This is a genomic window from Geminicoccaceae bacterium, assembly GCA_020638465.1.
Lineage (GTDB): Bacteria > Pseudomonadota > Alphaproteobacteria > Geminicoccales > Geminicoccaceae > JAGREO01.
Genome location: JACKIM010000002.1, coordinates 23,690 through 35,760, shown reverse-complemented (window position 1 = coordinate 35,760; position 12,071 = coordinate 23,690). Strand labels below are relative to the sequence as shown.

The 12,071-nt window shown below is 62.7% G+C and carries 8 protein-coding genes; 3 read left to right on the top strand and 5 right to left on the bottom strand.

What is annotated here, in order from left to right; translation table 11 throughout:
- Positions 1–87 precede the first annotated feature (87 nt).
- From H6851_10595 to H6851_10585, 3 genes are all read left to right on the top strand, one after another.
- Entirely contained in the window at positions 88–1,011 is a 924-nt protein-coding gene (locus H6851_10595) for a 2-dehydropantoate 2-reductase (protein MCB9944049.1), read from the top strand.
- Positions 1,008–2,204 carry a YcaQ family DNA glycosylase gene (locus H6851_10590; GenBank protein MCB9944048.1) on the top strand — a complete coding sequence of 399 codons (1,197 nt, stop codon included), beginning with the start codon at positions 1,008–1,010 and terminating at the stop codon, positions 2,202–2,204. Before H6851_10595 ends, H6851_10590 begins: the two co-directional genes overlap by 4 nt.
- Positions 2,205–2,318: 114 nt before the next feature.
- Entirely contained in the window at positions 2,319–4,364 is a 2,046-nt protein-coding gene (locus H6851_10585) for an NADH:flavin oxidoreductase (GenBank protein MCB9944047.1), read from the top strand.
- A gap of 44 nt (positions 4,365–4,408) precedes the next feature.
- On the opposite strand, the gene H6851_10580 is transcribed toward H6851_10585, so the two are convergent.
- Genes H6851_10580 through H6851_10560 form a run of 5 tightly spaced genes read right to left on the bottom strand, consistent with a single transcriptional unit; the run spans position 4,409 to position 12,046 of the window.
- Positions 4,409–6,238 carry a DUF2264 domain-containing protein gene (locus tag H6851_10580; protein MCB9944046.1) on the bottom strand — a complete coding sequence of 610 codons (1,830 nt, stop codon included), beginning with the start codon at positions 6,236–6,238 and terminating at the stop codon, positions 4,409–4,411.
- A 33-nt stretch (positions 6,239–6,271) separates the two neighbouring features.
- Complete coding sequence (locus H6851_10575; protein ID MCB9944045.1) at positions 6,272–7,957, bottom strand: ABC transporter ATP-binding protein; 1,686 nt, start codon at positions 7,955–7,957, stop codon at positions 6,272–6,274.
- The gene (locus tag H6851_10570; GenBank protein ID MCB9944044.1) at positions 7,954–9,096 is read right to left on the bottom strand and encodes an ABC transporter permease; all 1,143 of its coding nucleotides are present in this window, start codon (positions 9,094–9,096) and stop codon (positions 7,954–7,956) included. The genes H6851_10575 and H6851_10570 overlap by 4 nt, the downstream gene beginning before the upstream one ends.
- Positions 9,097–9,100: 4 nt before the next feature.
- Positions 9,101–10,099, bottom strand: coding sequence for an ABC transporter permease (locus H6851_10565; protein MCB9944043.1), 999 nt, complete (start codon positions 10,097–10,099; stop codon positions 9,101–9,103).
- Positions 10,100–10,153: 54 nt separating this feature from the next.
- A complete protein-coding gene (locus tag H6851_10560; protein MCB9944042.1) occupies positions 10,154–12,046 on the bottom strand; it encodes an ABC transporter substrate-binding protein in 1,893 nt (630 codons plus the stop codon).
- Positions 12,047–12,071: the final 25 nt, after the last annotated feature.

Below are 12,071 nucleotides of genomic sequence, written 5' to 3'. Positions count from 1 at the left end.
CTATCGGCCCTTGCACAAGGCGATAATCTGCTCTCCCTTGTCTCCCAGCATAGCAACAGGCCGGCACAAAGGTGAAGGGGGCGAAGGATGCATATCCTCATGGTGGGATCGGGCGGCGTAGGCGGCTACTTCGGCGCAAGGCTTCAGGCGGCGGGCCGGCAGGTCACCTTCGTCGCCCGTGGAGGCCATCTGGCCGCGATGCGCGATCACGGCCTGTTGATCGAAAGCCCGCGGGGCGATCTTCATCTTCGCGAGGTGAAAGTCGTCGACGAGCCTGCCGGGGCCGGCACGGCCGATCTGGTGCTGATCGCGGTCAAGCTGGGAGATACGGCAGCGGTCATCGAAAGCCTGCCACCGTGCCTTGGCGCAGACACCACCATCGTGTCGTTGCAGAACGGGATCGACGCGGAAGGCATGCTGATCGAAGCCTTCGGGCGGAACCGGGTGATGGGCGGCGTTACCCATATTTCGGCGGCCATACCCTCTCCGGGAACGGTGCGTCAGGTGGGACGGTTTGCGAAGATCCAGATCGGTGAGCTCGACGGCAGCCGCAGTGAGCGCCTCGAACGGCTGACGAAGGAATTGACGGTCGACGGGATGGATTTTATCGCGACAGACAGCATCGCTCTCGCCATCTGGGAGAAATTCATCTTCCTGGCCACGATGAGCGCCTGCACCGCCACCAGCCGCTGCGCCATCGGTCTGCTGCTGGAGCAGTCGGAAAGCCGGGCATGGATCGCCGAGCTGATCGCCGAAGCAGCAGCAGTGGCACGTGCTGAAAATGTCGAAGTGAAGGATGGCTTCGAGGCGAGTGTACTTGCGAATATGGAAAAGCTGCCAAGGGCGATGATCGCTTCGATGGCGCATGACCTCGATGCGGGAAAGCCACTTGAGCTTGACTGGTTGTCCGGTGCGGTCGTGAGGCTCGGGCTCGTGCATGGCATCGATACGCCAGCGCATCGTCACGCGGTGGCGGCACTCGCACCTCACCGCGCCGGACGCGGCGCTTGAGCCAGCGGATCGACAACGAGACGGCGCGGCGGCTGCTGCTGGAGCGCTATGCCCTCGCCGATCCTCCCCGGCGCAAGATCGATGCCGACGGCCTTCTGGGCCTCATCGAGAAGATCGGCTTCGTCCAGCTCGACAGCATCAACACGGTGGCCCGTGCCCATCACATGATCCTGTTCGCCCGCAACGAAACCTATCGCCCTGCACTGCTGGAAGGGCTGCACGAGAAAAGCCGGGACCTGTTCGAGGCATGGACACATGATGCCTCGGTCATACCCACCCGCTTCTGGCGCTACTGGCGGCCGCGATTCGAGCGCGAGGCCCCCGGCCTGCTCGAACGCTGGAGCAAGTCGCGCGGCGAGCCCTTCGAGGACCATCTCGACCGGGTCCTGGCGCATGTGCGCGACAACGGTCCGGTGATGTCCCGCGAACTCAGGACCGCCAAGGAGCATGGTTCGCAGGGCTGGTGGGTGTGGCACCCATCGAAGAGCGCGCTCGAATATCTATGGCGCACCGGGCAGCTTTCCGTCACGCGAAGGGAAGGTTTCCAGAAAGTCTACGATCTCACCGAGAGGGTCATTCCCGATCCGGAACAGGCTGCGTCGCACGAGGAGATGATCGACTGGGCGGCAGCATCGGCTCTCGACCGCATGGGTTTTGCCACCCCGTCCGATCTGGCCCGCTTCTGGGACAATATCAGCATCGAGGAGGCCAGGGACTGGTGCGGGCGGAACGGCGGTCATCTGGTCGAGGTCGAGGTGGAAACGGCCCGGCGCGGCAGCTACCGCCGCTATCTCATGCCCGAGGCGACATTCGACAATCTGGACAGGCTTGGCGACCCGCCGGCCCGCCTTCGCGTGCTCAGCCCGTTCGACCCGCTCATTCGGGACCGCAAACGGCTCGATGCCCTGTTCGGCTTCGACTACCGCATCGAGGTGTTTGTTCCCGAACCCCAGCGCCGCTACGGTTACTACGTCTTCCCGCTGCTCGAAGGCACCCGGTTGACGGGACGTATCGACATGAAACGTACCGGGGATCGGCTGGCGGTGCGCAGGCTGTGGCTGGAACCCGGCGTCCGTGCATCGGCCGGGCGGCGACAGGCGCTTGAGGCCGAACTCAATCGTGTGGCACGATTCGCCGGCTGCGATAGCTTCACCTTCGAGGATGGTGCCCTCGAAGGTTATTTCCCGGATTGACAGCCACAACGACCATTTGACGACATTCGGGGTCGCCGCGACACATGTCCACGGATGACCATCGGCGCTAACAGCCTATTGAAGAAATCCGACCACGAATCGGGGGAAAAGATCATGACCGCGAACAGGGACCCGCTGCTCCAGCCCTATCGGCTCAGGCATCTCACCTTGCGCAACAGGATCATGTCCACCGCGCATGAACCGGCCTATACCGAGGATGGCATGCCGAAGGAGCGCTACCGCCTCTACCACGCCGAAAAGGCCAGGGGCGGCATCGCACTGACCATGACCGCCGGATCCGCCGTCGTCTCTCCCGACAGTCCGCCAGCCTTCGGCAACATCCTCGCTTGGCGCGACGATGTCGTGCGCTGGATGAAGGACGTCGCCGACAGCTGCCATGAGCATGGCGCGGCGGTGATGATCCAGCTGACCCACCTGGGCCGAAGGACGGGATGGAACAAGGGCGACTGGCTGCCGGTGCTGGCCCCCTCGCCTATCCGCGAACCGGCCCATCGCGCCTTCCCGAAGGAGGCCGAAGACTGGGATATCGAACGGATCATCGCCGATTATGCCGCCGCCGCCGGGCGCATGCGGGAAGCCGGGCTGGATGGCATCGAACTGGAAGCCTACGGACACCTCATGGACGGCTTCTGGTCGCCGGCCACGAACCATCGCGACGACGAATGGAACGGCAGCCTCGACAACCGCCTGCGCTTCACCCACGCCGTGCTCGACGCTATAAGGGCCGTTGTCGGACCGGATTTCATCGTCGGTGTGCGCATGGTTGCCGACGAGGACTGGGACAGGGGTCTCAGCCGCGAGGAAGGCGTGGAGATCGCCCGCCGCCTGGCCACATCCGGCAAGGTCGACTTCCTCAACCTCATCCGCGGCCATATCGACAGCGACGCCGCTCTGGCCGGGGTCATCCCGGTGGCTGGCCAGCGCTCCGCGCCGCATCTCGATTTCGCGGGCGAAGTCCGACAGGAGACGAAATTCCCCGTCTTCCATGCGGCCAAGATCAGCGATGTCGCCACTGCCCGCCATGCCATCGCCGAGGGCAAACTCGACATGGTCGGCATGACCCGTGCTCATATCGCCGACCCTTACATCGCGAAGAAGGTCGCCGACGGGATCGAGGAACGCATCCGTCCCTGCGTTGGCGCGACCTACTGCCTGGACCGGATCTACGAAGGTCACGAGGCGCTGTGCATCCACAATCCCGCCACCGGCCGCGAGGCGACCATCCCGCAGATCGTGCCGCGCTCGGACGGTCCCCGAAGGAAGATCGTCATCGCCGGAGCCGGACCGGCCGGGCTCGAAGCTGCACGGGTCTGCGCCGAACGTGGCCACGAGGTCGTGCTGTTCGAGGCCGCCGACCGTCCGGGCGGGCAGGTCCTGCTCGCCGCGCGGCAGAAACGGCGGGCCGAACTGATCGGCATCGTCGACTGGCGGCTGGCCGAATGCGAACGGCTTGGCGTGCTACTGCACACCAACAGCTATGCCGAGGCCGGTGACGTGCTCGACCTCGGTCCCGACATCGTGCTGGTCGCCACGGGAGGAATACCCGACAGCGACATTCTCGAAGATGGCAACGACCTCGTCCATTCGAGCTGGGACATCCTTTCCGGCGACACCAAGGCAGCAGCCGACGTTCTTCTCTACGACGATAACGGTGCCCATCCGGGCATGCAGGCCGCCGAACTCATCGCCGAAAGCGGCTCGTCCCTGGAAATCGTCACGCCCGAGCGCTTCTTCGCCCCCGAGATCGGCGGCCTCAATCACGTCGCCTATGCCCGCTGCTTCAAGGAACGAGGCGTACGCATCACCATCAATACCCGCGTGCTTTCCGCCCGTCGCGAAGGCAACCGCATCCGGGCGATTCTCGGAAGCGACTACACGAAAGTCACCGAAGAAAGGCTGGTCGACCAGATCATCGTCGAGCACGGCACCCTGCCCCATGCCGACCTCTACCACGAGCTCAAACCGCTCTCGCGCAATCGTGGCGCGGTCGACCACAAGGCATTGACGACGGTCCGACCGCAAACGCTGGTGGTCGACCCGGGTGCACCTTTCGCCCTCTTCCGCCTTGGCGACGCCATCTCGTCACGCAACATCCACGCCGCCATCTATGACGCCACGAGGCTGTGCATGACGTTCTGAGGTGACGTCAATCCGGGACGGACAGATGCGGAGACCATGAGGACTCAGCGTCTCGTTTCCCCGAATTTCAGTCCCTTGACCCGGATCGTGCCGGCCAGCAGCGCTGACAACTCCTCGCGTGCCGGCGCTGCTGGCGGATCGGAGAAACCGTTGGGCGATCCCAGAAAGGCACCTGCCAGCCAGGTTTCGCCGGGCTCGATATCAATGTGCAGTTGTGGAACGTGGGTCTGCGGGAAATACAGCGAGGAATTGGGAAGCGGTTGGCGAAGGACGCCCGTTCGACGTGACGCCCCTTCGACATCGAGGTCGCAGGCAACGGCCGCATGCCCCCCGGCAAGAACGCGGGCCAGTCCTTCGCCGGCTTCGGCAACGGCCGGCGGATCGTCGTCGCGCGGAACGGCGAAGCCACCCTCGATGGTCTTCATCGGCCGGCCGGACACGATGCGGTGAAGGCGCAGATGCCATGGATTGCGCGGGATGAGCCAGGTCTCGACTTCCACATCCGCACATGGACTCCATCGCGCCCACAGGCAATCGTCCGAGATGCGGGCATCGATGTTGCCGACACGCGGGTAGAACTGCCGACCGTTGTCGGAAAAGCTCAGCATGTTGTCGAACGAGCAGACGTCGAAGCCTCCCGACTCCGGGTCGACCGAAAAGCCGTAGGCCGTCGAATAGGCGAACTTGGCATATTTCTCGGGCACACCGCGATGCGGATGGCAGTTTTCCGACCCCGACGACAACGCTGTCGAATTTCCTTTTTCCGACATGATCAACATACCGGGAACAGACAGGCGCACAACTGGCGATCGTTCGAAATCCTTTTCCGGTTCGCTCCAGAAGGCGTGGTCGCCGGAAAGCGCCAGCGGCAGAAACGCCTTCATGGCCCAGTAGGGCGATCCGGGCGAATTGTAGCTCTCGGACATCAGGAGATTGGGATAGCCGTATCCGACAGGCATGACCCCGTCACGGTCGAACCAGTCCCGCCTCGCCCACCAGCGCATGTTGGAGGCCCACAGGCGTCTGGATACCCCGTGACCGCCCGGCGCTTCGACGCCGGCATAGGCGAGACCGGCCCAGAACGAAGCCTGGGCAAAGCGATAGGTCATGGAACGGCCATAGGCGAGTGAAGCACCTTCATCGTCCGTCCAGTGGCGGAACTGCCCGGCAAACAGGGCCGCACGTTCGCGGAAGCGGGCTGCCCGGTCCGCATCCTGCGGGTTGAGGACGGCATAGACCAGTCCGTAGAAGTGCATGGCAAAGCCGATGTAGTGATCGAAATGCCGGTTCCTGCCGTCCGAATACCAGCCGTCTTCCTGATAAAAGCCTTCAAGCGTGCGCAAGGCGTTCTCGCGCACCTCGGGATCGTGCCTGACGCCGATACGGTCGAGTCCGAGCGATCCCAGCACATGAAAGAAATGCCAGTTGTTGGGATGGACCTTGCGGCCCTGGCAGAATTTCAGCCAATTGCCGAGATTGACCCTTGCCTTCGCCGGCAACGGCTCGAAAAAGGCCTCGGGAGCGAGGGCGAGGGTAAAGCCGATCGCGGCGGATTCTACCAGTCGCTGGTCGTAGTCATCCGGCCAGCCCCAGAAATCCGGATGGTCCGGATCGGCGCCGTTGGCCAGTCCCTCAAGGAAATACGGGCGTCCCTCGAAATCCCGGCCGCCCGCGCACAACGGCGCGAGCCCGAACAGCGGCCGTGAGAACCCCTCGAGCTCGGCAGCGGCCACACGGAAATGCGCCGCCGTTCGGCCCAGCGATACCCGTCCGCGTCCCTCGCTGAAATACGGGCGCAACGGTTCCCACAAGGCAATGCAGGCGGCAGCAGACTCGTCGGGTGTCCGGAACTGGCAATCGGCAATCGGATTCATGCGCTATCGTGCTTTCTTCAGGCGATTCGGGCTTCAGGCGACGCGGGGAAACAGGCGCCGTTCGGCAGGGCTCGCGCCGGGTACGGCGGCAATCAGGGAACGGGTGTAGGGATGCTGCGGATCCTCGCATATCTGCCGGGCCGTTCCGGTCTCGACGATCTCGCCCAGCCGCATGACGGCGATGCGGTCGCAGAAATACCGGACCACACCCAGATCGTGGCCGACAAAGATGTAGGAAAGATCGAATTCGGCCTGCAATTCGAACATCAGGTCGAGAACCTGGGAACGAACGGAGCCATCCAGGGCCGAGGTCGCCTCGTCGGCGACGATCAGGCGTGGCTGCACGCTCAAGGCCCGGGCGATCGAGATCCGCTGGCGTTGTCCTCCCGAAAAGGCATGCGGATAGCGACCGATGATGTTGGCCGGCAATCCCACCTTGTTCAGCAGATACTCCGTGCGCTCGCGGCGCTCGCGGGCATCGAGACGCCCTTCGAGCAGCAGGGGCTCCTCGATGATCTGGGCAATGGTCATGCGCGGATTCAACGACGAGAACGGATCCTGGAAGACCATCCGGATCTCGGTGTTCAACCGGTTTCGCCGAAGGGCATCCTGCCCGAGCAGATTGACTTCCCGGCCATCGCGGGACCGGTAGACGGCCTCGCCATCATGCGCCGCCTGCAGCCCCAGCAGCGCCTTGACAAGAGTCGTCTTTCCCGAACCGCTCTCTCCGACAATCCCCAGGTTCTCGCCATTGCGCAGGTCGAATGACACATCGCGCAAGGCATGAAGCTCCTTGACCTTCTTGCGGATGAATCCGCTTGTCGAACGATAGGTGAGGTTGATGTCGTGGCCTTCCAGGATGGTTTCCGCACCCGGCGAAGGCAGCTTCCCGCCACGCGCGTGGTCGCCTTTGATGCGGAACTTCGAGGACGATTCGACGAGTTGCGCGGTGTAGTCCGCATGTGGCGCGGTGAAGATCTGTTCGACATCACCCTGTTCGATCAGCCGCCCGCGATACATTACGGCCACCCGGTCGGAAATCTCCGCGACCACACCCATGTCATGGGTGATGAAGATCACCGACATCCCGAATTCGGCCTGAAGCTCCTTGATCAGGCGCAGGATCTCCGCCTGGGTGGTGACATCGAGCGCGGTCGTGGGCTCATCGGCAATCAGGATGTCGGGATTGCACGACAGCGCCATGGCAATCATCACCCGCTGTCGCTGACCGCCGGAGAGTTCAAATGTATACTTGTCGATGGTCTGCGCTGGATCGGGAAGATGGACACGCCCCAGCATCTCGATCGCCTGACGCCGCGCCTCGTCCCTGCCGACCGGCTGATGCAGGGTGATGGCCTCGACGATCTGGTCGCCGACCCGGTGGACCGGCGACAGGGAAGACATCGGCTCCTGGAAGACCATAGCAATCCGGTTGCCACGAATGGCACGGATCTCGGCAGATTTCTCGTCGAGTTGAGCAATATCGACGGGCCCGTCGGGCGAGAAATAGCGGATTGCTCCGGACAGGATCCGCCCCGGCCGGGCAATCTGCATGATCGCCCGGGCCGTCACCGACTTGCCCGAACCGCTCTCGCCGACAATGGCGAGAGTTTCGCGCCGGCGCAGGTCGAACGAGACATCATTGACGGCGAGAACCTGTCCTCCATCGAGTTCAAAACCGACGGAGAGATTTTCCACTTTCAGAGCAAGTTCCGTCATTTGCGGCCTCCATAGGGATCCGCCGCATCGCGCAATCCGTCACCGACGAAGTTCATCGCCAGAATGGTCACGACAATCGCCACACCTGCGGAAAGCAGCCAGGGGGCAGATGCCAGTGCCCGTATATTCTGCGCCTCCTGCAACAGGACACCCCAGGAGATGACGGGCGGCTGGAGACCGAGTCCGAGAAAGGAAAGTGCCGTCTCGGCGAGGATCATTCCCGGTATGGCAAGAGTGGCGGCGGCGATGATATGCGAGGTGAACGCGGGCAGCATGTGCCGGAGGATCACACGCATGTCGCTTGCTCCGTCCAGCCGCGCGGCTGCGACATAGTCCTCGGATTTCAGCGCCAGGAAGCGGGAGCGGACGACGCGGGCGAGTTCGGTCCATCCGATCAGCGAGAGGATGAGCGTGATCGCGAAATAGATCTCGAGCGCCGACCAGTCGCGCGGCAATGCGGCTGCGAGCCCCATCCACAGCGGTATGGGCGGCACCGAGCGGATGAACTCGATGACCCGCTGGACCATGTCATCGATCCAGCTGCCATAGTAACCCGATATGCCGCCGATGATGACGCCGAACAGGATCGACAGGAAGACGCCGAACAGCCCCACCGAAAGCGTTATGCGCGCTCCGAATATCAATCTCGATAGCATGTCCCTTCCCTGACGGTCTGCGCCGAGCAGGAACATGACCGCCCGCCTGCCCTCCACGCCGATGAGATGATGGTCGCCCGGGATCATTCCCCAGAAGTTGTATCGATCACCCTTGACCCAGAACCCGATGTCGAAGGTCTTCTCCGGATCACTCACGAATGTCCGCCGCAGCGCCCTGGGATCGACCTCCATCTTCAGTGCATGGACGTGGGGCTGCCAGGTCCAGCTGTCATCGGCAAAGAAGTGGATGGCTTGTGGCGGGGCATAGGTATACCGGGCATTGACATCGTTGGGATCGTAGGGTGCCAGGATCTCGGCAAATGCCGCCACGAGATAGAGCAGGGTCAGGACGAGCAGGCTCATCATGGCGAGGCGATGCCGGCGAAAGCCGCGCCAGATCAGCCGTGCCTGGCTGGCATCGGTGCGCCGTGCAGGCATGGCGGCCAGTTCGGGAAGGGTGTCGGTTGTTCCGGTCTCGATCATGTCGTCAGCCCTTCGCTCTCATGCCATGGCGAATGCGCGGATCGATCCAGACCAGCAGCAGGTCGGAGATCAGCGTGCCGATCAGCGTCAGCAATCCCATGAACATGATGAGGGCGCCGGCGAGGTGCATGTCCTGGGTCAGGAGCGCCCGCAACAGGATCGGGGAGAGCGTGGGAAGATTGAGGACGATCGAGGTCACGATCGATGACGATATCACGGTCGGCAGCACCCAGCCGACCGTGGCGATCAGGGGCGTCATGGCGACCCGTACGGGATAGCGCATGATGAGCGTCCGCTCCTCGAGTCCCTTGGCGCGGGCGGTGACGACATAGGGCTTGTTCAACTCGTCAAGAAGGTTGGCACGCAGGGTGCGGATCACGGCCGCCGCTCCACCGGTGCTGATCACCAGAACCGGCACCCAGACATGGCCGAGGAAATCCCACAGGCGGCCGAGGCTCCACGGCTGGGCCGAATACGCATCGGAGAAAAGTCCCGATACCGGGGATCCGGTCACCAGATAGGTGATGTACATGATCAGCAGCGCCAAAAGGAAGTTCGGCACCGCAAGGCCGATGAAGCCGAAGACGGTCGCGAACATGTCGCCCGCCGAATACTGGCGGACCGCGGAATAGATGCCGATCGGAATGGCGACCGCCCACATCACCACGATGGAGATCGTCTCGACCACCAGCGACATGCCGATACGACTCGATATGATTTCGGAAACAGGCTTTTGCATGTTGAATGAAAAGCCGAAATTCCCGGTCAGCGCGTTGGTGATCCATTTGTAGTACTGGACGATGAATGGCCGATCGAGGCCGTACAGCGTGCGCAGGTTCTCGGCCTGCGCCGCCGTCACGGAATCGCCGCGCGATGACAGTTCGGCAATATACGCTGTGAGAAAGTCTCCAGGCGGCAACTGGATGATGAAGAAACAGACGAAAGAAAGCACGAGCATCGTGCCAACCATCGCCAGAAGCCGCCGTGCCACATAATCGAGCATGCCAATCTTCCGCGTCTCGCGGAAGGCGGGAGCATGTCCCGCCTTCCCAGTCGACTATTTCTTCTTGTAGACCACGGCCGTATGCATCGGGCCCGGGTTCGGATAGATCCAGCTATAGGGCTGGTTTTCGGGAATATTTCCCATGTCGTTGCGGGCAATGCCGTATTCGCTGGCCGGCAACGATATCCCGATCACCCAGAACTGGTCGGCGGCGATGTCGAGGATCTGGCGGAACAGTTCGTCGCGCTTCTCGGCAGACGCGGTCTGCGCCAGCTCGCGATACAGGGCCTGCTGCCTGACGGCGGGCTCCGGCGGGGTCTGCGCCATGCCCTCGCCCGGTGTCATGTATTCGGTGGCCCACGGAAGGGCGAATGCACTCTCCATGGAGAACGGGAAGTAGTAGCGGGGATCGAGCACGGCGTCACCGAGCCCCCCATCGCCCTTCCACACATGGGCCATGTGCTGGTTGGAGTCCTTGCGTTCGTAGACGAGGCTGCGTTCGGCCTGGCGGGCGTCGAGCTCGATGCCGATATCGCGCCACTGGCTCGCAACCAGTTCCATGATGTCGAGGAACGGTCCCAGATCGGTGGTCACATCCATGCGTATCGAGATCGGCCTGCCATCGGGAAGGAGCCTGATGCCATCGTCATTGCGGTCGGCCAGCCCGAGGCTGTCGAGCATCTCTTCGGCCTTGTCCGGGTCGAAATCCGTGTACTGCTTCGCCAGACGCTCGTTGAAGAACGGCGAGGTCGGTCGCGGACCCGCCTGCCAGGGCTCGCCCTGTCCGGCATAGACGACGTCGACGATCTCCTGACGGTCGATGCCGAGGCTGAGCGCGACACGGAAATCCCTGTTCTGGAACAGATCGCGGAACGCCTCGTCCTCATAGGTCAGGTTGAGCTGGATGATGGCAGTATTCATGTCCGCGGGAATGGTGTCATAGATGAAATAGCCGCCCTGCTCCTGGTTGTCGAAGAACACGGGCTTGTTGGCGACTGTGGCGATATGTCGGTTCATGAAGTCGATTTCACCGGCGATCGCCTTGAGGACGATGGCATTGACGTCCTCGACCTGGGTCATCGAAAGATTGTCGATATAGGGCAACTGGTTCCCTTCGGCATCGACCTCGTAATAGTAGGGATTGCGTTCGAAGGTGATGGGCGTGTTGATGCCATCGTAATCGACCGTCAGCTTCCACGGATAGAGCGTCGGTCGGTCGGCTCTCCGGTTCCTGTCCGCATCGCAGGCGTTGAACAGGGCTTCCAGGCCGCTCGTCATGCCCGCGGCCTTCGCCTCTTCATCCGCCTTGGGATTGTAGTCCGGGTGAAACTGCGAGCAGTATGCCTTCTGGAAGCGGGTCAGTTCGTCGCCGTCCACGCTCGCCAGGCGCTGCATCAACAGGCCGTTCGGCTCCGGCGTCGTCAGAACGAGTGTCTGGTCGTCTCTGGCCACGGCGGTCAGGGTCTTGAAGTCGCTGTGGGGGTTGCCCGGATAATCGGTGCGCTTGAACACGTCCTCGACGGCAAAGACCACATCGTGCGCGGTAAAGGGCGTTCCATCCGACCATTTGTGTCCCTTGCGCAGATGGAAGGTGAACTCTGTCGCATCGTCATTGATCTCGAAACTCTCGGCGACGCCGGGGATGACATCGTTCCATTCAAAATTGTAACGCACCAGCGGGTCATAGCCCACGGCCCGGCGGATCCAGCCATTGTCGAAGGTGCCCTTGAGCGCGGAGCGCCATGTCCCGCCGTAGGTGCCGATATCCCATCCTTCGACGACAAGCGGCTGCTCGGGAAGACGTTCGTCAACAGGCGGCAATTCACCGGCCGTGACTTTCCCGGCCAGTTGCGGGGCCTCGCTGTAGGCTGCCGCAATGCCCGGCAGCCCCAGCGCGGTCGCGACCAGCAAGGCTGACGCGAAACGTTTCAAGCCGCGTGATTTCATCTCATCCTCTCCTGTCCTGTTGCTT